Below are 25,305 nucleotides of genomic sequence, written 5' to 3'. Positions count from 1 at the left end.
AAAAATAAATTTAAGTTTATATAATAAAAAATACTTATATATTTTATTTATTATTTTAATAGAATTTATAATATATTTTTTTAAAAAATATTTTTATTATAAATATCTTTATTTATATTTTTAATTATTTTTATATTATAAATATAATATAAATTATTTACATAACTTGAAAATATTATAAAATATATTTTATTAAAAAATAAAATATATTTAAATAAAAATATTATAAAAATAAAATATATATTATATAATTTAATTAAAATTAATTTATTTTTTATTATAAAATTTATTAATTAATTTTACTAATTAAATAATTTTTTTGATATTTTTTTTCTAAAATTAAAATTTTTATATAATATTCCATTATTTATTTTTTTTAATTATATAAATGTTTATTTTATTATTTATATAATTTTATAATTAAAAATATTTAATAAAATTTTAATAAATATTTTATATAAAATAAAAAAATATTAATAATAATTAATTTTTATTAAATTAATAATTTAAAAATAAATATTTTAATTTATTAAAATTTTAATAAATTTTATAAAAATTTTATAATTATTTTTTTTAAATAAAATAAAAATAAATTAATTATTTATTTATAATAAAAATTATAAAAAATTAAATAATAATAAAATTATTTTTATAAAAATATATATAATTTAAATTTTTTTATAAAAAGAGTATTTTATGAAAAACATTAATCCTATTTATACTAAATCTTGGAAAGATTTAAAAGAACACTATATTGAAATAAAAAATATAAAAATTAAAAAATTGTTTTTAAAAAATCCTAAAAGATTTTATGATTTTTCTATTTTATTTAAAAAAAAAATTTTAATAGATTTTTCAAAAAATATTATTACCAAAAAAACTTTAAATAAATTATTCTTATTTGCAAAAGAATGTAATTTGAAATATGCAATAAATTCAATGTTTAATGGAAAAAATATAAATTTTACTGAAAATAATCCTGTTTTACATATAGCCTTACGTAATAAAAAAAATAATCCTATTTATTTAAATAAAAAAAATATCATGATAGATATTAATAACGTATTAAAAAAAATGAAAAAATTTTGTGAAAATGTTATTAATGGTAAGTGGATTGGTTATTCTGGGAATAAAATTACTGATATAGTAAATATTGGTATTGGAGGATCTGATCTTGGTCCATATATGGTAACAGAAGCATTAACTCCATATAAAAATCATTTATCTATGCATTTTGTTTCAAATATTGATAGCACTCATATTATAGAAACTATAAAATATTTAAATCCATCTACTACTTTATTTTTAATTTCTTCAAAAACCTTTATTACACAAGAAACTATGACAAATGCATATAATGCTCGTCAATGGTTTTTAAAACATTCTAAAAATAAAAAATTTATTAAAAATCATTTTATTGCTATTTCTAGTAATACAAAAAAAGCAATAGAATTTGGTATTAATAAAAAAAATATATTTAAATTTTGGAATTGGGTTGGAGGTAGATATTCTTTATGGTCTTCTGTTGGGTTATCTATATCTTTATCTATAGGATTTAATAATTTTAAAAATTTATTAAATGGAGCTTATGATATGGATCAACATTTTTTAAAAACACCTTTAGAAAAAAATATACCAGTTATATTAGGATTAATTGGTATTTGGTATAATAATTTTTTTAATATGGAAACAGAAGCAATATTATCATATGATCAATATATGCACAAATTTTCTTCATATATTCAACAATGTAATATGGAATCTAATGGTAAATCTATTGATAGAAATGGAAAAAAAATATTTTATCAAACTGGTCCTATTGTATGGGGAGATGTAGGAACAAATGGACAACATGCATTTTATCAACTTATTCATCAAGGAACTAAAATTATTCCATGTGATTTTATTGCTCCAACAATTAGTCATAATCCACTAAACGATTCTCATCAAAAACTTCTTTCTCATTTTTTCGCTCAAACTGAAGCACTTGCTTTTGGGAAATCTAAAAAGGATATAAAAAAAGAATTAACAACATATGAAAAAAAATTAAATTTAATAAAATCTATTATACCTTTTAAGGTTTTTTATGGAAATCGTCCTACTAATTCTATATTAATTGATAAAATTACTCCATATACTCTTGGATCTTTAATAGCAATGTATGAACATAAAATTTTTACACAAGGAGTATTATTAAATATTTATACATTTGATCAATGGGGAGTAGAACTTGGAAAGCAACTTTCAAAGAAAATTTTACCTGAATTAAAAAAAAATAAAAAAACAATATTATATAATAGTTCTACTAATGGTTTAATTAATTTTTATAAAAAATGTAATAAAAAATTTTAATTAAAATTAATATTAATTAATTATTTATTTATAAAAATTTAATATTTATTTATATTAAAATTTTTAATAAATTTTTAAAAAAAATATTATTATTTTTATTATTGAAAAATTAAATATTTTTAAAAAAAATTTATTTTCTATTTATAAATTTAATATAAAAAAATTTAAACCAAATTTTAATTTTATTATATTAGAATTTTTAGTAATATTATTTATAATAATATTAGTATTAATAAAAATTAATTATTTTCTAAATTTTAAATAAATTTATTTTATATGAAAAAATAGACTTAATTTTAATAAAAAAATTAAAAAATTTTCTAGTAATTTATATTAAAATATTAATATATATTAAAATTATTTAAATTATTGAATTATATTAATAATTAATTATTTTTTTTATTTTTATTTAAAAAATATAAATTAATATAATTTTTAAATTAAATAAAATTATAAAGTATTAAAATTAATTCTTTTTTTCATGAACTATTTTTAACTTTTAATAATTTTTTTACTATAATTTTACTATTTAAATTATAAAAAAAAATAAAAACTGATTTAATAGGAATAAATTATTAATTTTTATTTTTTTAAAAAAATATTATTTTAGATAAATTATTTAATATAAAATATTTATTTATCATTTTATTATATAAATTTTATAAAAATTTTAATAAATTTATTATATATATTTAAATTTAAAAAAAAATATATATGATATTATATCATAATATAAATTTTTTTTAAAAAATATTTTAAATTTATAAAAAAATATTAATTTAATAATTATATTTATATTTTTATAATAAATATTATATAAAAATTATAAAAATAAAAAATAAAAAATACATTATTTAATATGTTTAAAAAAAATATAAAAAAAACTTTTAAAAAAATAATTAAAAAAATATAAATTATTTAAAAATAAATTAAAAAAAATTAAATTTATTTATAAATCATAGATTAGAAGAATTAACTATAAATAAGTTATATGATATAATTCTATATTATATTTAAAAATATATACATTAATATTTTATATAAAATTTTAAATTATTTAATTAATAAATAAATTTTATTAAAAAATTAAAATTTAAATTTATATAAATAAAAATTTTAATGTAATTTATTTAATTAATAAATAAATTATAAAAAAATATAAATATATTAAAATTAATTTAATTTTTATTAAAATTAATTTTTTTATTATTTTTTATATATTTAAAATTTATTTAAAATTTATTTAAAATTTAAATATATTTTATATAAAAATTTTAGTATATTAAAATATTATTTATTTTTTAATAAATATTAATTTTAATCAATTATTTATTAAATTTTATATTTTAATATATATTTTTATTTAAAATAAATATATATAAAATATTTTATAAAAATATTTATATAAATATATATTTTTTATTAAAAGGAGAAAAATATGGAAGAAATAGCTAAAGTTCCAGTAATTACAATTGATGGACCAAGTAGTTCTGGTAAAGGAACTTTATGTCAAGCTTTAGCTAAAAAATTAAAATGGAATTTTATTGATTCTGGAGCTATATATCGTATTTTAGCTTTAAAAGTATTAAAAAATAAAATTTCTATTAATAAAGAAAAAACTTTATTATCATTAATAAAAAAATTAAATATAAATTTTTTTATAAAAAATAATTGTATTAAGATTTTTGATAAAAATAAAGATATAAGTAAAGATATTAGAAATGAAATAGTTGGAAATTTAGCTTCTAAAATAGCTTCTTTATATAAAATAAGAAAAAATTTATTAAAATATCAAAGATCATTTAGAATTTTTCCTGGATTAATAGCAGATGGTCGTGATATGGGAACAGTTGTTTTTCGTGATTCAAAAGTAAAAATTTTTTTAGATGCATCATCAGAAACTAGAGCCATTAGAAGAATGAAAGAATTAAAAAAACAAGGATTAAATATAAAATTTAATTATATTTTATCTCAAATAAAAAAACGTGATTATAGAGATAGAAATAGAAAATTTTCTCCTTTAATTCCAGATAAAAACGCATTATTATTAGATTCAACTTTTTTAACTATTGAAGAAGTTATTTTTAAAGCTTTTAATTATATTAAAAAAACATTTATTTTATTATAAAAATTTAATTATTTTCTATATAATGGAATATATAGATATTATCTCATAAACTTATTTAAAATAATTTTAAATAAATAAAAATTTAAAGAATATTAAATGACAAAAGAATCTTTTTCTCAAATGTTTGAAGAATCCCTTAAAAAAATTGAAATACGTCCAGGATTTATTGTACGTGCAACTATTCTTAATATAAAAAAAGATATAGTTATAGTAGATGCTGGTCTTAAATCTGAATCTTCTATTCCTATAGAACAATTTAAAAATTTAAAAGGTGAATTAGAAATATCATTAGGTGATAAAGTTGATGTTACATTAGAAGCTGTTGAAGATGGATTTGGTGAAACTTTATTATCTCGTGAAAAAGCAAAAAGACATGAATCTTGGAAAATTTTAGAACATTCTCATAATAATTCTGAAAATATTATTGGAATAATTAATGGAAAAGTTAAAGGAGGATTTACTGTAGAATTAAATGGTATAAGAGCCTTTTTACCAGGTTCTTTGATTGATGTAAGACCAATAAGAGATACTTCTTATCTAGAAGGAAAAGAGTTAGAATTTAAAGTAATAAAATTAGATAAAAAAAGAAATAATGTTGTAGTTTCTAGAAGAGCTGTTATTGAATCAGAATATAATATTGAAAGAAATAATTTATTAGAAAATTTACAAGAAGGAATTATTGTTAATGGTATTGTAAAAAATTTAACAGATTATGGTGCATTTATTGATTTAGGTGGAGTAGATGGATTATTACATATTACTGATATGGCTTGGAAACGTGTAAAACATCCAAGTGAAATAGTTAATATTAGTGATGAAATAAATGTTAAAATTTTAAAATTTGATAGAGAACGTACAAGAGTTTCTTTAGGATTAAAACAATTAAGTGAAGATCCATGGATATCTATTTCTAATCGTTATAAAGAAAAAAATAAATTAACAGGACGAGTTACTAATTTAACTGATTATGGTTGTTTTGTAGAAATTGAAGAAGGTGTTGAAGGTTTAGTTCATGTTTCTGAAATGGATTGGACAAATAAAAATATACATCCATCTAAAGTAGTTAGTGTGGGTGATAAAGTAAATATAATAATATTAGAAATTAATGAAGAAAGAAGAAGAATTTCTTTAGGAATTAAACAATGTACTCCTAATCCTTGGAAAGGATTTTCAAAAATTTATAATAAAGGAGATAAAGTTTTAGGAAAAATAAAATCTATAACTGAATTTGGAATATTTGTTGGTTTATCAAGTGGTATTGATGGATTAGTTCATATATCTGATTTATCATGGAATTCTTCTGGAGAGGAAGATATAAAAAAATATGTTAAAGGTAATGATATAGAAACTATTTTATTACAAGTAGATTCTGATCGTGAAAGAATATCTTTAGGTATTAAACAACTTACAGAAGATCCTTTAAATTATTATATATCTTTTAATAAAAAAAATCCAATAATAGAAGGAAATATTGACTCAATTAAAGAAAAATTTGTTATAATAAATTTATTAAATGGAATTAAAGGTCGTATTAATATTACAGAATTTAAAGATATTATTCCTATAATAGGAAATATAATAAAAACAAAACTTATTAGTATAGATAAAAAGAATAGAATTGTTTTTCTTGAATTATATAAAAAAAATAAAATTAATAAAATTTTAAAAAATAATTTAAATAAAGATAAAAAACAAAAAAAATCATCTAACATAATGAAAGTAGCATTTCAAGCTGCTACTAAAAATGAATAATTTAAATTAAATTTAAAAATTAATAAAATTTTTAATTATAACTTAATTGGAGTGTATATGACTAAATCTGAATTAATAGAAAATATTACATTTCAAAATTTAAATATTCAAAGTGAAATTGTAAATAAAGCAGTAAAATTTATATTAGAATATATGTCAATAAGTTTATCTAAAGGAGAAAGAATAGAAATTAGAAGTTTTGGTAGTTTTTCATTACATTATCGTAATTCTCGTATTGGAAGAAATCCTAAAACTGGAAAAAAAGTTTTATTAAAAGAAAAATATGTTCCACATTTTAAACCAGGAAAAGAATTAAAAAATCGTGTAAATATTTTTAATATTAATTAAATATTATTTAATTAATTTTTAATTAAAAATTTTAATATAAATTTTATATCTAAATTTAAAAATATTTATTATTTGATTCTTTTAAAAAAATATTTAATTATATTTAAAATTAAAAAATTATATTTATTTAAATAAATATATAAAATTTTAATTAAAAATATTTAATTTTTTAAATAAATTTTAGTTTTTTAAAATTTATTTAATTAAAAATTATTATGTTATAATATAAAAAATTATACTAACAGTGAAATATATTATGTTTGAAATTAATTATTTAATAAATAAAATAAAAGAAATAAAAAATAAAATAAATTTAATTAGGAGGAATTTTTAACTATTCTTTAAAAAAGAACAAATTAAAAAAATTATCTAAAAAATTAAATGATCCAGATATTTGGAAAAATTTTTTAAAAATTAAAAAATTAAAAAAAGAACAATCTTTTTTAAAAAGTGATATAAAAAATATTGATTTTTTTATACAAAATATATCAGAAATTAATGATTTTTTTGAATTAGCAATAAAAGAAAAAGATAAAGAAATTTTAAAAGAAATAAAAAATAATATATATTTTTTAGAAAAAAAAATTATTAATTTCGAAAAAATAAATATTTTTAAAAAAAAATATGATAAATATAATTGTTATTTAGATATACAATCTGGATCAGGTGGTACAGAAGCACAAGATTGGGCTAATATTTTATTACGAATGTATTTAAGATGGATAGAAAGTAAAAATTTTAAAATAGATATAATAGAAATTTCTGAAGGAGAAATATGTGGAATTAAATCAGCTACAATAAAAATTTTAGGAAAATATGCATATGGTTGGATGAGAACAGAAACTGGAATACATAGATTAGTAAGAAAAAGTCCTTTTGATTCAGGAAATAAAAGACATACTTCTTTTAGTTCAGCTTTTATTTATCCAGATATAAATAATAAAATTGATATAAAAATTAATTTATCAGATTTAAGAATAGATGTATATAGAGCATCAGGAGCTGGAGGTCAACATGTTAATAGAACTGAATCTGCTGTAAGAGTTACTCATATCCCAACTAAAATTGTTACACAATGTCAAAGTGATAGATCTCAACATAAAAATAAAGATCAAGCAATTAAACAGCTTAAATTAAAATTATATAAATTTGAATTACAAAAAAAAAATATTACAAAAAATGCTATTGAACAAACTAAACAAGATATAGGATGGGGAAGACAAATAAGATCATATATATTAGATAATTCTAGAATAAAAGATTTAAGAACAGGAATAGAAATAACTAATGTTCAATCAGTTTTAGATGGAAATTTAGATAAATTTATTATAGCTAGTTTAAAAATGGGATTATAAAAATTTATAAAATAAAAATTTATTAAAAATTTTAATATAAAAAATTTATGAATAAAGAAAATAAATTAAATAACTTTAATTCAGAGTTTATAAAAAAAAATAAAATTTTGTTTTCAAATAATTTTCGTTGTAATACTACATTTTATGAATTACATAAAAAATATGATAATTTTTCTAATGAAAAATTAAATTATTTATCTATTAAAGCTAAAATAGCAGGACGTATTATAACAAAAAGAATTATGGGAAAAGCATCTTTTGTAACTATTCAAGATATAAATGGAAAAATTCAATTATATATAACAGAAAATAATCTTCCATTAGGTATATATTCTAATTTTTTTAAAAAATGGAATATATCAGATATAGTCGGAGTTCATGGAATTTTATTTAAAACAAAAACTGGTGAGCTTTCATTAAAATGCTATAAATTATTTTTTATTAAAAAATCTAAAAAAAAATTACCAGATAAATATCATGGATTAATAAATCAAGAAATTTGTTATAGACAAAGATATTTAGATTTAATTTCTAACAATAAATCAAGAAAAATATTTAAAATTAGATTTAAATTAATTCAAGAAATACGTAATTTTATGATAAAAAAAAAATTTATAGAAGTCGAAACTCCAATGATTCATAATATTCCAGGAGGTGCTTCTGCTAGACCTTTTATTACACATCATAATACATTAAATATAGATTTATATTTAAGAATAGCTCCTGAATTATATCTTAAAAGACTTTTAATAGGAGGTTTTACAAAAATATTTGAAATAAATAGAAGTTTTCGTAATGAAGGAATATCTTTAAAACATAATCCTGAATTTACTATGATGGAAGCATATGTATCTTATTCTAATTATAATGATGCTATGAATTTAATACAAAATTTACTAAAAAAAGTAGTTAAAAAAATATTTAATACAAATTTTATAAAAAATAAAAATGAAATTTTTGATTTTAGTAAACCTTTTAAAAAAATTAGTATGCAAAAATCTATATGTTTATATAATAAAAACATTAAATTAAATGATTTATTTTCTTTAAAAAAATTAAAAATAATTTCAAAATCTTTAGATATTAATATACAAAAAAATTGGGGATTAGGAAAAATTCAAACTGAAATTTTTGAAAAAACAGTAGAAAATAATCTTATTCAACCAACTTTTATAGTTGATTATCCATTAGAAGTTTCTCCTTTAGCAAAAAAAAATGATAAAAATGAATTTTTTGCAGAAAGATTTGAATTTTTTTTAGGAGGACAAGAAATTGGAAATGGATTTTCTGAATTAAATGATGCAGATGAACAAAAATATCGTTTTAAAGAACAAATAATTAAAAAAAATTTTACTGAAAATTATTTTTTATATGATAAAGATTATATAACTGCATTAGAATATGGATTACCTCCTTCTTCAGGTATAGGAATTGGAATTGATAGACTTATTATGTTATTAACCAATAGTAATAATATAAGAGATGTAATTTTATTTCCTACTTTAAAACCTAATTCTTAATAATATTATTATATATTTTTTAAAAAATTTATTAATTTAATTTATTAATTAAATAAAATATTTTGGAAAAAAATGAAAATATATCTTGTAGGTGGTGCAATAAGAGATAATTTATTAAATTTTCCAGTAAAAGAAAGAGATTGGTTAGTAATAGGATCAACACCAGAAAATATGATAAAAAATGGATATAAAAGAGTAGGAAAATATTTTCCAGTTTTTTTAAATCCAAAAACTCATGAAGAATATGCATTAGCCCGAATGGAATATAAAATAAATTTAGGACATAAAGGATTTGCTTTTTTTTCTTCACCTAACGTTACTTTAAAAGAAGATTTATATAGAAGGGATTTAACAATTAATGCAATTGCTCAAGATATTAATGGAAAAATAATAGATCCATATAATGGAAAAAAAGATATTAAACTTAAAATATTAAGGCATATTTCTAATTCTTTTAAAGAAGATCCTTTAAGAGTATTAAGAGTTGCTAGATTAGCAGCAAAATTTTTTCATCTTAAATTTAAGATAGCTAAAGAAACTTTTAATTTAATGAAATTAATGTCTAAAGAATTAAATTATTTATCAGCAGAAAGAATATGGAAAGAAACAGAAAAAGCATTAAATACTAATAATCCTCATATTTATTTTAAAATATTATATGAATGTTATGCATTAAAAATATTATTTCCAGAATTTTATTCTTTATTTAAAATACAAGAAATTAATTATAATAATAAAAAAATAAACTCTGGAATGCATACAATTTTATCAATAAAAATTGCATCAAAATTAAGTAAAGATATTGTTATAAGATTTTCTGCATTATGTCATGATTTTGGAAAAATTTTATTTTTAAATAAAAAATTTATTGAATATCATGATTATGTTTCTGAAGGAATTAAATTGTTAGAATTATTTTGTAAAAGATTAAAAATTCCTAATTTTTTAAAAAAAGCAGCAAAAATTGTTATTAAATATCATATTATTATAAATAATATCTTTTGTCTTTCTTCTAAAGAAATACTTAAATTATTATATTCTATTGATGTTTGGAGACATAAAAAAATTTTAAAACAAGTTATAATTTCAAGTGAATCAGATATTAAAAGTTTTTTACAATATAATAAAAAATGTTATTATCAAGGAATTTATTTAACAAATATTTATAATATTGTTAAAAAAATTAATGCTTCTTCTATTATTAAAGAAGGTATATGTGGATATGAAATTAGTAAAAAACTTTTTATTTTAAGAAATAATGCTATTAAAAAATTATGTAAAAATAAAAAATTTTATTTTTAATTTAAATTTTTTTAGAAATTTTATTATAAAAATATAATTATTCATTAAATATTTATAAAATTTTAAATTAAGTATATTTATTAATATAAATATATATATTTAAAAAAAAATTATTTATTTAATTAATTTAATATATTAAATATATTTATTAAATATATTATAATTTTTTTTTAAATTAATTAAATTTAATAAAAAATATTTACTTTAAAGTAAATATAAAAAATTTTATTAAAATAATAATATTTAATTTAATAAAAAATTATTTTTTTTAAAAAATTAATATTTTTTATAAAATTTAAATATTTTAATAAATTTAAAAAAAATTTATATTTTAACTTAAAATTTAAGGAGCTTATAATTAGCTCCTTATAAATTAAAAATATTTTATTTTTTATATATATAAGAAATTAAATCTAATACTTTATGAGAATAACCAGTTTCATTATCATACCAAGAAATTAATTTTACAAAATTATTATTTAAAGAAATTCCAGCACTTGCATCAAAAATAGAAATTAATGAATTTCCATTAAAATCACTAGATACAACACTATCTTCAGTATATCCTACTATTCCAAAAAATTCTTTTTCTGAAGCATCTTTAATTGTTTTACATATTTCTTTATAAGAAACAGAATTTTTTAATCTAATTGTTAAATCTACAACAGAAACATTTGATGTTGGAACTCTAAAAGATATTCCTGTTAATTTTCCATTAAGTTCTGGTATAACTTTTCCTACAGCTTTAGCTGCTCCAGTTGAAGAAGGAATAATATTTTGTAAAGCTCCTCTTCCACCTCTCCAATCTTTCTTTGAAGGACCATCAATAGGTTTTTGTGTTGCAGTAGTAGCATGTACTGTAGTCATTAATCCTTCTATAATTTTAAATTTTTTATGAATAATTTTTACTAACGGAGCTAAACAATTTGTTGTACAAGATGCATTAGAAATTATATCTTCTCCATTATATTTTTTATGATTAACACCCATAACAAACATTGGTGTATTATCTTGAGAAGGTCCAGTTAAAATAACTTTTTTAGCTCCAGATATAATATGTTTTTTAGATTTTTCATTTGTTAAAAATAAACCTGTAGATTCTACTACAACATCTATTTTCATTTTATTCCATGGTAAATTTAATATATTTTTTTCAGAAAAACATTTAATTTTTTTTTTATTTACTAAAATAGTATTTTTTTTTATAGATATTTTTCCATTAAAATTTCCATGTGTAGAATCATATTTTAACATATAAGAAATATAATCAATATCTAAAAGATCATTAATTGAAACTATTTTAATATCATTTCTTTTTTGTGCAGCACGAAAAACTCCTCTACCAATTCTTCCAAATCCATTAATAGCTACTCTAATAGTCATTATTTTACCTATATATTTTATATTAAAAATTTTATATATTTAATTTATGTAGAATGTTAATTATTAATTAAATTATAAATACAAAAAAATAAATAAAATTATTTATAAAATAATTTTTTTATAAAATTTATTATTTTTTAATTAATTTATTTTTTATATAAATTTAATTATTTAATAATTTTTTTTATATAAAACATTATATATATTATAATATAATTTTATATATAAAAAATATATTTTAATATATATTAATTATATTTAATATAATTTTTATTTAAAAATAAAAAATTTTAATAAAATTTTAAAAATTTAAAAAACTAAAAACAATATTTTTTTTATTTACTATTTTATAAAAATACTTTATTATTATATAATAATTTATAAAATAAAAATTTATTAAAAATATTTTATATATTTTTTTTTAATAAAATATTAAGGCGTATTGTCAGAAAGGCTATGTAACGGATTGCAAATCCGTATATCCCGGTTCGATTCCGGGATACGCCTCTAATTATTTTTTATTTATTTTGCCCGAGTGGTGGAATTGGTAGACACAAGGGACTTAAAATCCCTCAGCCTTTTGGCTATACGAGTTCAAGTCTCGTCTCGGGTATTAATTTTTTATTTAAAATATTTTGTATAAAATTATATTTTATTATTAATTTTAATAAAAAATATATAAATAATTAAAAAATTAATATTAATTTAATTAAATTAAAATATATTTTTATAAAAAATTTATATATAATATATAATTTTTTATAAAAATTTATATATACTTCGATATATATTTACTAATAAAAATTTTAATAAATTTTTAAAATTTTTATAAAAATTTCACTATTTAAATTTAAAAATTAATATATTTATATTAATAAATATAAAATTATATAATTAAATTTTTATATAAAATTTTTAAAAGTTATATGTAAATATTTATCTAAAAAATTATTTAAAATAAATAATTTTATTATTTTATTAAAAATAATATTAATTATATATATAATATATAAAAAAATTTTATATAAATTTAAAAATAAATATAATAATTATTATGAATAAAAAAAATGTAAAATTAGAAACAGATTTTTATGGTTATTTAATTAATTTTAATTCTTGGAATAAAGATTTTGCAAATAAAATAGCTTATAAAGAAAATATAAATCTTAATAAGATACACTGGAAATTAATAAATTTTTTACGTACATTTTATAAAGAATTTAAAGTAATACCAGGAGTTAGAATAATGGTTACATTTCTCTCAAATAAATATAAAAATAAAAATATAGATAGTAGATATATTTTACGTTTATTTCCTAAAGGACCAATTAATCAAGCAATAAAAATTGCTGGTTTACCAAAACCCATAAAATGTTTTTTTTAAAAATATTTTTTATAAAAAACAAATTTTAATAAATTTATTTTAAAAAAAAAAATCTTTATAAAAAATAAATATTAAATATATATATTTATATATTTTATTATATAAATTTATTAAAATTTATTTAAATTAATAATTATAAATATTTTTTAAATTAAATTTAAAATTAATAAATTTTTTAAAAAAATTTATTAATTTAATATAAAAGTATATTAAATTCTAATTATATTAAAATTTATTTAATTTATAAAATTTTTATATAAAATATTAATATTTAATTTATGGAGATAAAATGTCTAATGATGAAAAAAAAATAAAATCATTAAATATGATAATAAATAAAATTGAAAAAAAATTTGGTAAAGGTTCAATTATGAGGTTAGGAGATGATAGATCTATGGATATAGAAACAATTTCTACTGGTTCTTTATCTTTAGATATTGCATTAGGATCTGGTGGTTTACCAATTGGAAGAATTGTAGAAATATATGGACCTGAATCTTCAGGAAAAACAACATTAACACTTCAAATTATTTCTTCAGCACAAAAAAAAAAAAAATATGCGCTTTTATAGATGCAGAACATGCACTTGATCCATTATATGCAAAAAAATTAGGTGTAAATATTGATAATTTACTTTGTTCACAACCAGATACAGGAGAACAAGCATTAGAAATTTGTGATAAATTAAGTAATTCTGGAGCAGTAGATGTAATAATTGTAGACTCTGTAGCTGCATTAACTCCTAAAGCAGAAATTGATGGTAATATAGGAGATTCACATATAGGATTAGCAGCTCGTATGATGAGTCAAGCTATGAGAAAACTTGCAAGTAACTTAAAAAAATCTAATACACTTTTAATTTTTATAAATCAAATTCGCATGAAAATAGGTATAATTTTTGGAAGTCCAGAAACAACTCCAGGAGGTAATGCTTTAAAATTTTATGCATCTGTAAGATTAGATATTAGAAGAATTGGAGCTGTAAAAAATGGAGATATAATTATCGGAAATGATACTCGTGTTAAAGTTGTAAAAAACAAAATTTCAATACCTTTTAAACAAGCAGAATTTCAAATTATATATGGAAAAGGAATTAATACATATATGGAAATATTAGATATTTGTGTTGAAAATAAAATTATTGAAAAATCTGGTTCTTGGTATAATTTTAATGGAAAAAAAATTGGACAAGGAAAAAAAAATGTATGTATTTTTTTAAAAAAAAACAAAATAATTAAAAAAAAATTAATAAAAATAATTCAAAAAAAATTTTTTAAAAAAAAAAATAATTAATATATAATATTAAAAAAATTTAAAATTTATTAAATTATTAAATAATATATATTTATTTTTTATAAATAGATTAATTTTTAAATTAAATAATATATACTTATATATTTTAAGTAATTTTTTAATATATAAATATTTTTTATAAAAAATATTTTAATTAAATATTAATATTTTAATATATTATTAAATTTTAAATTAATTTTTTATAAAAATATTTTTATAAAAATATTTTTAATAAAATGAGAAAATTATGATTAAAAGTACATCAGAAATTCGTAAAGCTTTTCTAAAATTTTTTTATTTAAAAAATCATAAAATAATTTCTAGTAGTTCACTTATTCCAAAAAATGATAATACTTTATTATTAACAAATTCAGGAATGAATCAATTTAAAAATATTTTTTTAGGTTTAGAAAAATCTAAATATAAAAATATTGTTACTGTACAACGTTGTGTAAGAGCAGGTGGTAAACATAATGATTTAGATCATGTAGGATATACTAATAAACATCATACTTTTTTTGAAATGCTTGGAAATTTTAGTTTTGGTGGTTATTTTAAAAAAGATGCAATTAAATTTGCTTGGGAACTTTTAACTCATAAAAATTGGTTTGCTATACCTAAAAAAAAATTATTAATTACTGTATATGAAAAAGATGATGAAACATATAATATATGGTTTAAAGATATTGGTATAAATAAAAATAATTTAATTCGTATTGGAGATAATAAAGGAAATAAATATTATTCTGATAATTTTTGGCAGATGGGGGATACTGGTCCATGTGGTCCATGTTCAGAAATTTTTTATGATTATGAAGATTCTATACCTAATAATATTAATAAAAATTTTTTAAAAAATAAAGAAAGATATATTGAAATTTGGAATTTAGTATTCATGCAGTTTAATCGTAAAAATAATGGAATTATGGATCCTCTTCCTAATCCTTCTGTTGATACTGGAATGGGATTAGAACGTATAGCATCAGTTCTTCAATTTGTTAAAAGTAATTATGATATTGATATTTTTAAAAAAATAATTTCTTCTTTAAAAAAAATTACAAATATTTCAAATTTAAATATAAATTCTATAAGAATAATTGCAGATCATATTCGTTGTTCTATATTTCTAATAGGAGATGGAATTTATCCATCTAATGAAAAACAAGGATATGTATTAAAAAGAATTATTAGAAGAGCAATATTTCATGGAAATAAATTAGGAATTAAAGATTATTTTTTATATAAATTAGTTTTTCCAGTAATTAAAATAATGAAATTATCATCTTTTCATTTATCAAATGATAAAATATTTATAAAAAATATTATTTATAATGAAGAAAAAAAATTTCATAAAACATTAAAAAATGGATTATATATTTTAAATAAAGAATTTAGTAAATTAAATAAAAAAAAATTAGATGGTAAAATTGCTTTTTGGTTATATGATACTCATGGATTTCCATTAGATTTAACAAAAGATATTTGTAAATATCATAATATTTCTATAAATGAAAATGTTTTTAAAAAAGAAATGGAAATTCAGAAAAATAAATCAAAAGTTTTTAATAAAAAATTAATTGATATAAAAAATAAATTTGAATTAAAATGTAATAAACATACAAAATTTTTAGGTTTTAATAAAAAAAAATGTATAACAAATATAATAGGATTATATCAAAATAATATAAAATTAGATTGTTTATCTAATAATAATGAATCTATTATAATATTAAATGAAACTCCATTTTATGGAGAATCCAGTGGTCAAACTGGAGATATAGGTAAAATAATTAAAGATAATTCATATTTTAAAGTTATTAAAACAAAGAAATATAAGAAAAATATTTTACATATAGGATTTTTAATAAATGGATTTTTTAAAATTAAAGATCAAATTATAGCAAAAATTAATACAAAATATAGAAATTCTATATCATTAAATCATTCTGCAACTCATTTATTACATTATTCCTTAAAAAAAATATTTGGAGATTCTATAAAACAAAAAGGATCTTACATTGATGATAAACATTTGCGTTTTGATTTTTTATATAATGATTTAATTAATGATGATCATATTTCTTCTATTGAAGAAATTGTTAATAACAATATTAATAAAAATTTATCTATTAAATCGGAATATACTACTTTAAAAGAAGCTAAAAATAAAGGAGCATTAATGCTACCTTATAAAAAATATCCAGATTACGTTCGTATGGTTTCTATATCAAATATTTCAATAGAATTATGTGGAGGTACTCATGTTAATAATACAAAAAAAATTATTTTATTTTTAATAAATAAAAAATCTTCTGTTGCATCTGGAATAAAAAGAATAGAAGCTATAACTGGAAAAGAAGCTATAAAAAATATTATTTTTAAAAAAAAACAATTATTTTTAATTTCTAAAATTATTAAAGTAAATGAAAATGATATAGTTGAAAATATTAAAAATTTATATAATACTAATTATTTTTTAAAAAAAAAATTAAAAGAAATTGAAAATAAAAAAATAAAATATAAAATAAAATCTTTACTTAAAAAAATAAAAATAATTAATAATATTAATATTATATGTAAATATATAGAAAATATTTCTATTAAAATTATTTATAAAATTATTGATTATATTAAATCTAATTTAGATCCATATATAATAGTTATTTTTACTATTATAAATAATAAAATAAATATTTTTGTAAATGTAAGTAAAAAAATTATTAAATATATTAAAGCAACGGATATTATAGAATTTTTTATAGAAAAAACTAAAGGAAATGGAGGAGGTAGTTATTATTCGGCTAGAGCTAATAGTAATAATTTACATAAATTAAATAATGTTTTTATTGATATAAAAAAAATAATATATAAAAAATTTAAAAATAATACAAATATTTAATAAAAATTAATATAAAATTTAATTTAATTTTATCATCATTTATATGATATTTTTATAACTTTTAAGGAAAAATCATGCTTATTTTAACTCGTAGAGTTAGTGAAAGCCTAATAATTGGGGATGAAGTAAAAGTAACTATATTAGGAATTAAAGGAAATCAAGTTCGTATTGGTATTGATGCTCCTAAAAAAGTTTCTATTCATCGTGAAGAAATATATCAGCGTATTCAAGTTGAAAAATCTACAAAAAATATATCTTAAAAATCATGCGCCTTATATAATTAAAGGCGCATAAAATTTTCATAATAAATTTTAATAATTTTATTTTATTTTTTTTCAAAAAAAATTATATAATAAATTTTATTAAAAAATAAAATATTATATATATAAATATAATTTTTATATAAAAATTTTATATAAATTTTAATTATCTATAATATATATATTTTTTTTAAAAAAAAATAATTAAAAATTTTTTGAAAAATATATTTTATTATTTTTTAAATTTTTATAAAATTTTATTTATTAACTTAAATAAATTATATATTATATATAATATTTATAAAAAATTTAATTAATATTAATATGTTTATATAAATAATATACACAAATAAAAAAATTAAATTTTTTAAACATTTATATAATATAATTATTATTATATAATAATATAAATTTTTTAATAAAATAAAATTTATGAAATTAGCTCTTGGATTAGAATATGATGGAACAAATTATCATGGATGGCAAAAGCAAAAACATTCTATTAGTATTCAAGAATGTTTAGAAAAAGCTTTATCAAAAATAGCAAATGAACCTATAAGTATTTATTGTGCAGGAAGAACAGATACTGGAGTTCATGCTGTTAATCAAGTAGTACATTTTTATACTAAATCATATAGAAAAATAAAATCTTGGATATTAGGTTTAAATTCTAATCTTCCAAAAGATATTTATGTTAAATGGATAATTTATGTTAAAGAAAGTTTTCATGCAAGATTTAGTGCAATTTCTAGATGTTATAAATATATTATATATAATAATACATATAATTCAGTTTTTTTAAATAAAAAAGTATTTTATATTTCTAAAAAATTAGATATTGATAAAATGAAATATGCAGGAAAATATTTATTAGGAACACATAATTTTAAATTATTAATTTCTACAAAATGTCAAACAAATAATTATATTAGAACAATATATAAATTTAAAATTTATAAAAAAAATAATTTTATTTTGATAAAAATTAAAGCTAATTCTTTTTTATATAAAATGGTTCGTAATATTGTAGGATGTTTAATAGAAATAGGATTAGGAAAAAAATCAAAAAAATTAATATATAATTTATTAATTCAAAAAAAAAAATCTTTTAATATTGCTCCACCTAAAGGACTATATTTATATAAAATTAATTATCCATATTATTTTTATTTACCTATATAATTATTATTAATAATTTTATTAATAAATAATTTTATATTTTATAAATATATTTTATTTAAATAAATTTTAATTTTAATAATAAATAAAAATATATTTTTATAAAAAATTTAATATATTATATTTAATAAATTTAAATATTATTTAAATATATATTTTTTTAAAAAATGTTTTATATAATATAAAATTATTTAAATTAATTTTTTTTATATTTTTTAAAAAGATTATAAAATTATAAAAAAAATTAATATTTATTAAAATATATATAATTATTAATATAATAACGAGAAAATATAATGATTTATATTACTAAATCTGCTCAAAAATATATTAAAAATATATTATCTTCTAAAAAAGAAAAAACAAATATTAGAATTTTTATTAAAAATTTAAAAACATCTTATATGAAATATGGAATGTCTTTTTGTTTAAAAAATGAAATAAAAAAAAATGATATTAAATTCAAATTTAAATATTTTTCTATTTTTGTAAATAAAAAAATATCTCCTTATATAAAAAATTTAGAAATTAATTTTGTTAAAAATGATGTTAAATCATATTTAACTATAAAAGCTCCTTATATAAAAAAATATAATAAATTTAATTCAATTGATTTATTTAATAAAATTAAAGATTTTTTAAATTTAAAAATTAATATTAATTTATCTAAACATGGAGGAAAAGTAGAATTAATTAAAATTACAAAAAATATGTTTGCTATACTAAAATTTAGTGGAGGATGTCAAGGATGTTCAATGATTAAAATTACTTTAAAAAATAATATAGAAAAAAATCTTTTAAAATTTTTTCCTCAATTAAATGGTATTTCTGATTCTACTAATCATATACATAAAAAATTTTCTTATTATTAATTTATATTAAAAAAATAATAATATTTATTATATTTTATATAAATTTTAAAATTTTAAATAAAATTATATTTTTATATTAATCAATTTTTAATAATTTTTTATAAATATATAATAAATTTTATAAAAATATTTATTTAAGAAATAAAAAATTTATTTAAAAAATATAAATAAAACTATATTTTATTTATATTAAAAATATTTTTTAAAAATTTACATAAAAAAAGGATTTATTAATGAGACATTATGAGATAATTTTATTATTACACCCTGATGTTATTAACGAAATAGATAATATAATTAAAAATTATAAAATTAAAATTAAAAATTCAAAAGGAATAATACATAGATTAGAAAATTGGGGAAGAAGACAATTAGCATATCCAATAAAAAAATTAAATAAAGCACATTATATATTGTTTAATATAGAATCTTCTAAAGATTTAATTAATGATTTAAAATCATCTTTTAAATTTGATAAAAATATAATAAGAAATCTTATTATAAATGTAAAAAAAGCTATTACTAAATCATCTATTGTTTTAAAAACAAAAGATGAAAAAAAATAATAATTTTTAATAAAATTAACTTTATTAAAATATTAAAAATTAATAATATTTGGAGATTAATTATATGATTCGTTATTTTAGACGTCGTAAATTTTGTAGATTTACTGCAGAAAATATTACTGAAGTTGATTATAAAGATATTACAATATTAAAAAATTATATTAATGAAAGTAATAAAATTGTACCAAGTCGTATTACTGGTACAAAATCTAAATATCAAAGACAATTATCTAAAGCTATTAAAAAAGCTAGATATCTTGCAATGATACCATATACTGATTTTAAATAATTAAATTTATAAAAAATATATTAAAGGATACTTTATGAATGTTTTTCTTATTAAAAAAATTTTAAATCTTGGAAACATTGGAGATAAAATTAATGTTAAAAATGGATATGCTAGAAATTTTTTAATTCCTAAAGAAAAAGCAATTTTAGTTACTAAGGAAAATATTGAATATTTTAAAAAAAAACAACTTCAAGAAAAATTAAAAATAAAAAAAATAAAAAAAATAGCTCAAATAAAAGCTGATAAAATAAATAAACTTTCTAATATAATTATATATGCAAAATCAGGAGAAAAAGGAAAGATATTTGGATCAATAGGATATAAAGAAATTTTAAAAGAAATTAAATTAATGGGAATTAATTTAATAAAAAAAGAAATTAAACTTCCAAATGGTCCATTAAAAAATATAGGAGATTATAAAATATATATTAAATTATATAATAAAATCTATGCAAATGTTATTGTTAAAATTTTAAAAAAATAATTTTATAAAAATTTAAAAAATAATATTAAATTTTTTATAAAAAATTAATAAAATTATTTAAATAAATTTAAATTAATAAATTAAATTTAATAAATTTTATATATAATATTTTATAAAAAATATATATAATATAAAATTATATATAATTTTTATTTAAAAAATAATTATTAAATATATTTTATTAAAAAAATTAAATTTTAAATTATTAATAATATTTTTAATATTTTAATAAATATTTTTTTATATAATTTAAATAAAATTAATTATTTTATTTTATTTAATAAACATTAAATTATTTAATAATTTATTTAAAAAAATACTATAAACATATATATTTTATATAAAATATATATAAATATTTTTAATAATTTAATTTATTATTATATATAATAATAAATATAAATTAATAAAAATTTAATTTTTTTTAAAAATAAATAAAAATAATAATAAGTATTATATATTTTATGATAAAAAAATATTTTATATTTCCATCAATAAATCCAATTATATATTCTATTGGTTCTATAAATTTTCGTTGGTATGGATTAATGTATATAATAGGATTTTTTTTTATATTTTTTAATTCAAAAAAAAAAATATATAAATTAAAAATTAAATTTTCAAAAAAAAAAATTGATGATTTATTATATTATGGATTTTTAGGAGCATTAATAGGTGGAAGATTAGGTTATATATTATTTTATAATATAAATTTTTTTTTAAAAAATCCATTAAATATATTTTATATATATAATGGAGGTATGTCATTTCATGGAGGATTAATAGGAGTAATTTTTATAATTTTTAAATTTTCAAAAAAAAATAAAAATATTTTTTTTAGTATAACTGATATTATATCTCCATTAATACCATTTTCTTTAGGTCTTGGAAGAATAGGTAATTTTATAAATTGTGAATTAATAGGAAGAATAACTTTAAATACTCCATGGGCAATATTATTTACAAATTCTCAAAAAGAAGATTTAATTGCTATAAAAAATTCTATTGTTTTAAAAAAAATATATAAAATATATGGATCTCTTCCTAGACATCCTTCACAAATATATGAATTTATTTTAGAAGGAGTTTTATTATTCATAATTTTAAATATTTATAAAAATAAAAAAAATAATATAGGAAAAATTTCTTCTTTATTTTTAATAATATATAGTATATTTAGAATTTTTATAGAATTTTTTAGACAACCAGATATTCAATTAGGATTATTTTTTAATTTTTTAAGTATAGGTCAAATACTTACATTTCCTATGTTAATTATAGGAACTTATATTTTTTTAAAAAAATAATTTATTTAATAAAAATATGATTATATTTTATAAATAAATTTTATTAAATTTATAAATTTTTTTATTTTAAAATAAAAAATTTTATATATTAAAAATAATAAACAAAAAATATATATTTAAATTTATAAATAAAAATAAAATTTTAATATATTTAATTAAATTTAATATTTTAAATAAAAATTAAAAATAAATCTAATTATTATTAATATTTTTATATAAATTATTTATATCATATTAATAATATAAATTTTTTATAAATTAAATAATTTGTTCAAAAAAATTATTCTTATTATATTTATATATAAAATATTTTTATATATAAATTTTAATATTTATATATTAATTAATTATTTAAAATAATAAATAATATTTATTTATTAATAAATTTATTAATTTTATTTATTAAATTATAAAAATTTTATTAAATAATAAATTGTCCAACTGTAATTCTTTCATTATGATTATAATCATATATAGTTTTGATATTTTTAAAATTAAAATATAAAAATATTTTTCTTACAACTTTACCTTGTTTCCAACCATGTTCAATAATTAACCAACCATAGTTGAATAAATATTTTTTTGAATTTTTACAAATAAAAAAAATATCTTGAAAACCATTTTTTTTAGAAACTAAAGAACTTATTGGTTCAAAATATATAAATTTTTTATATAAAAAAAAATCATTTAAACTTAAATAAGGTGGATTAGAAACAATTAAATTATATTTAATATTTTTTAATGATGAAAACCAATTACTATATATAAATTTTACATTATTTATTTTTAAACGTTTAGAATTTTTATAAGCTAAATATATTGCATTTAAAATATAATCAACACCAGTAATATTCCATGTTTTTTGTTCTGATGCTAATGCTAAAGCAATAGCACCAGTTCCAGTTCCTAAGTCAAGTATTTTTAAAAATTTTTTATTATCTAAATAATATAAACATTGTTCTACTAAACACTCACTTTCAATTCTTGGAATTAATGTACAATTAGATACCTTAAGATTTAATGACCAAAATTCACATTCTTTTAAAATATATTCTAATGGTTCTCCAATTTCACGACGATATAAAAATTTTTCTAATTTTTTTATTTGTTTATAATTTATTTTTTTTTCTTGAAAAGCAATAATATGTAATTGAGATATTCCAGTAATTTTTTTTAATAAAATTTCTGATTCTTTTTGAGGAGAATTTGTTATATATTTTAATCTATTTTTAGCATAAAATAACCATTCTGAAATAGTAACCATTGTATAAATTAATTATTTATTTAAGTAAATGTATAAGGGGATCTATTAAAATATCTAAATATCCATTCATAATTTTGTCAATACAATATTTTGTTAAAGATATTCTATGATCTGTTACTCTTTTTTGAGGAAAATTATAAGTACGAATACGATCAGATCTATCTCCACTAACTTTTAAGTTGTTACGTATAAAAGATTCTTCTTCTTTACGTTTTTTTAATTCTTTATTACGTAATCTAGCACCTAATATTTCTAATGCTTTTGCTTTATTACTATGTTGAGATCTTTCATTTTGACATTCAGATGTTATTCCACTAGGAATATGAGTAATTCTAACAGCAGAATCAGTTGTATTTACATGTTGACCACCAGCTCCTGATGATTTAAATGTATCAATACGTAAATCTTTTATATTAATATCTAATAGTTTTTTTTTTTCTATTTCAGGCATTACTATTACTGTACAAGCTGAACTATGAATTCTTCCTTGTGTTTCTGTAATTGGAATACGTTGAACACGATGTCCACCTGATTCAAATTTAAGTTTTTTATATGATTCTTTTGTTGAAACTTTTGCTATAACTGATTTATATCCACCATATTCAGAATAATTTGCTGTAATAATATTAAAATTCCATTTATTATATTCAGAATATTTTGCATACATTTTAAGTAAATCATTAGCAAAAATAGATGATTCTTTTCCACCACTACCAGATCTTATTTCAATAAAACATCCTAAATAATTATTTAATTTATTTTTTTTATTTATTAATAAATTTATTTTTTTTAAAATTAAATCTTTATTATTTTTAAGACTTAATATTTCTTTTTTTGCTATATCTTTCATTTCTATATCATTAATAAATTTTTTAGTATTTTTTATACTATTATTAATTTCTTTTATATTATTTAAATAATTTTTAATTTTAATAATTTTATAATATTCTTTAGATAAAAGATAAAATTTTTTATAATTTTTATTTATATTATTTTTTTTTAATAAAATTTCTATTTCTTTAAACCTATTATTTAATAATTTTATTTTTTTAATAAAAGATTCTTTCATTTTATGAAATATTCCTATATTTTATATATAAATAAAAATATTTTAAATTTATTTAATAAATATTAATTATTTATTATGTTAATTTATAATTAAAATTTTTATTATTAATATACAATATACTATTATATAGTAAAATTTATAAATATTTTACATTTATATTTTTATTAAATTTTTAATAAATTAAATATTAAAAAATTTTATTAATTTTTAAAAATTATAAATTTTATATATATATTAAATAATATTATATTTATATTTTATATTTTTTTAAATATATAATTTAATATAAAAAATAAATA

General features: G+C 15.5%; 19 protein-coding genes, 2 tRNA genes and 1 pseudogene. 19 read left to right on the top strand and 3 right to left on the bottom strand.

Going from position 1 to position 25,305, the window contains the following annotated elements:
• The first annotated feature begins 696 nt into the window (after positions 1–696).
• The 7 genes from pgi (at position 697) to AB4W47_RS01665 (ending at position 10,757) form a co-directional block, all read left to right on the top strand.
• Entirely contained in the window at positions 697–2,352 is a 1,656-nt protein-coding gene (gene pgi / locus AB4W47_RS01695) for a glucose-6-phosphate isomerase (protein ID WP_367670546.1), read from the top strand.
• 1,438 nt (positions 2,353–3,790) lie between these two features.
• Positions 3,791–4,480 (top strand): (d)CMP kinase, encoded by a 690-nt coding sequence (cmk, locus tag AB4W47_RS01690; protein WP_367670545.1) that lies wholly within the window; start codon positions 3,791–3,793, stop codon positions 4,478–4,480.
• Between the two features lie 96 nt (positions 4,481–4,576).
• Entirely contained in the window at positions 4,577–6,232 is a 1,656-nt protein-coding gene (gene rpsA / locus AB4W47_RS01685) for a 30S ribosomal protein S1 (protein ID WP_367670544.1), read from the top strand.
• A gap of 57 nt (positions 6,233–6,289) precedes the next feature.
• Positions 6,290–6,580, top strand: a complete 291-nt coding sequence (locus tag AB4W47_RS01680; protein WP_367670543.1) for an integration host factor subunit beta — start codon at positions 6,290–6,292, stop codon at positions 6,578–6,580.
• Positions 6,581–6,836: 256 nt separating this feature from the next.
• Positions 6,837–7,935 (top strand): peptide chain release factor 2 gene (prfB, locus tag AB4W47_RS01675; RefSeq protein WP_367670542.1). Its coding sequence is split into 2 segments (ribosomal slippage): positions 6,837–6,905 and positions 6,907–7,935, totalling 1,098 coding nucleotides; the frame shifts between segments, so codons are not numbered across the junction.
• 47 nt (positions 7,936–7,982) lie between these two features.
• A complete protein-coding gene (lysS, locus tag AB4W47_RS01670) occupies positions 7,983–9,455 on the top strand; it encodes a lysine--tRNA ligase (protein ID WP_367670541.1) in 1,473 nt (490 codons plus the stop codon).
• A gap of 72 nt (positions 9,456–9,527) precedes the next feature.
• The gene (locus tag AB4W47_RS01665) at positions 9,528–10,757 is read left to right on the top strand and encodes a multifunctional CCA addition/repair protein (RefSeq protein WP_367670540.1); all 1,230 of its coding nucleotides are present in this window, start codon (positions 9,528–9,530) and stop codon (positions 10,755–10,757) included.
• A gap of 384 nt (positions 10,758–11,141) precedes the next feature.
• Here the strand turns inward: AB4W47_RS01665 and gap are convergent, their stop codons facing one another.
• On the bottom strand, positions 11,142–12,140 hold the full coding sequence (gap, locus tag AB4W47_RS01660) for a type I glyceraldehyde-3-phosphate dehydrogenase (protein ID WP_367670539.1): 999 nt from the start codon (positions 12,138–12,140) through the stop codon (positions 11,142–11,144).
• A gap of 436 nt (positions 12,141–12,576) precedes the next feature.
• Between gap and AB4W47_RS01655 the strand changes: the two genes are divergently transcribed.
• From AB4W47_RS01655 to lgt, 12 genes and pseudogenes are all read left to right on the top strand, one after another.
• Positions 12,577–12,647, top strand: a tRNA-Cys gene (locus AB4W47_RS01655).
• A gap of 22 nt (positions 12,648–12,669) precedes the next feature.
• A tRNA-Leu gene (locus AB4W47_RS01650) sits at positions 12,670–12,753 on the top strand.
• 441 nt (positions 12,754–13,194) lie between these two features.
• Positions 13,195–13,524, top strand: coding sequence for a TusE/DsrC/DsvC family sulfur relay protein (locus AB4W47_RS01645; protein WP_367670538.1), 330 nt, complete (start codon positions 13,195–13,197; stop codon positions 13,522–13,524).
• A gap of 289 nt (positions 13,525–13,813) precedes the next feature.
• Positions 13,814–14,790, top strand: a pseudogene (gene recA / locus AB4W47_RS01640) (recombinase RecA); the annotation flags it as partial.
• A 274-nt stretch (positions 14,791–15,064) separates the two neighbouring features.
• A complete protein-coding gene (gene alaS, locus AB4W47_RS01635; RefSeq protein ID WP_367670537.1) occupies positions 15,065–17,716 on the top strand; it encodes an alanine--tRNA ligase in 2,652 nt (883 codons plus the stop codon).
• 74 nt (positions 17,717–17,790) lie between these two features.
• Positions 17,791–17,976 carry a carbon storage regulator CsrA gene (gene csrA, locus AB4W47_RS01630; protein ID WP_367670536.1) on the top strand — a complete coding sequence of 62 codons (186 nt, stop codon included), beginning with the start codon at positions 17,791–17,793 and terminating at the stop codon, positions 17,974–17,976.
• A 432-nt stretch (positions 17,977–18,408) separates the two neighbouring features.
• The gene (gene truA, locus AB4W47_RS01625; RefSeq protein WP_367670535.1) at positions 18,409–19,158 is read left to right on the top strand and encodes a tRNA pseudouridine(38-40) synthase TruA; all 750 of its coding nucleotides are present in this window, start codon (positions 18,409–18,411) and stop codon (positions 19,156–19,158) included.
• Positions 19,159–19,451: 293 nt separating this feature from the next.
• On the top strand, positions 19,452–20,027 hold the full coding sequence (locus AB4W47_RS01620) for a NifU family protein (RefSeq protein ID WP_367670534.1): 576 nt from the start codon (positions 19,452–19,454) through the stop codon (positions 20,025–20,027).
• Positions 20,028–20,260: 233 nt separating this feature from the next.
• A complete protein-coding gene (gene rpsF / locus AB4W47_RS01615) occupies positions 20,261–20,593 on the top strand; it encodes a 30S ribosomal protein S6 (RefSeq protein ID WP_367670533.1) in 333 nt (110 codons plus the stop codon).
• A 64-nt stretch (positions 20,594–20,657) separates the two neighbouring features.
• Positions 20,658–20,882, top strand: coding sequence for a 30S ribosomal protein S18 (gene rpsR / locus AB4W47_RS01610; RefSeq protein ID WP_367670532.1), 225 nt, complete (start codon positions 20,658–20,660; stop codon positions 20,880–20,882).
• A gap of 34 nt (positions 20,883–20,916) precedes the next feature.
• Positions 20,917–21,366, top strand: coding sequence for a 50S ribosomal protein L9 (gene rplI, locus AB4W47_RS01605; RefSeq protein WP_367670531.1), 450 nt, complete (start codon positions 20,917–20,919; stop codon positions 21,364–21,366).
• Positions 21,367–21,830: 464 nt separating this feature from the next.
• On the top strand, positions 21,831–22,673 hold the full coding sequence (gene lgt, locus AB4W47_RS01600) for a prolipoprotein diacylglyceryl transferase (RefSeq protein WP_367670530.1): 843 nt from the start codon (positions 21,831–21,833) through the stop codon (positions 22,671–22,673).
• Positions 22,674–23,094: 421 nt separating this feature from the next.
• On the opposite strand, the gene prmC is transcribed toward lgt, so the two are convergent.
• Positions 23,095–23,937, bottom strand: coding sequence for a peptide chain release factor N(5)-glutamine methyltransferase (gene prmC, locus AB4W47_RS01595; RefSeq protein WP_367670529.1), 843 nt, complete (start codon positions 23,935–23,937; stop codon positions 23,095–23,097).
• A 16-nt stretch (positions 23,938–23,953) separates the two neighbouring features.
• Entirely contained in the window at positions 23,954–25,006 is a 1,053-nt protein-coding gene (gene prfA, locus AB4W47_RS01590; protein ID WP_367670528.1) for a peptide chain release factor 1, read from the bottom strand.
• Positions 25,007–25,305 lie beyond the last annotated feature (299 nt).

This window comes from Sodalis-like secondary symbiont of Drepanosiphum platanoidis, assembly GCF_964059955.1.
Lineage (GTDB): Bacteria > Pseudomonadota > Gammaproteobacteria > Enterobacterales > Enterobacteriaceae.
This window is presented reverse-complemented; position numbering and strand designations above follow the sequence as displayed.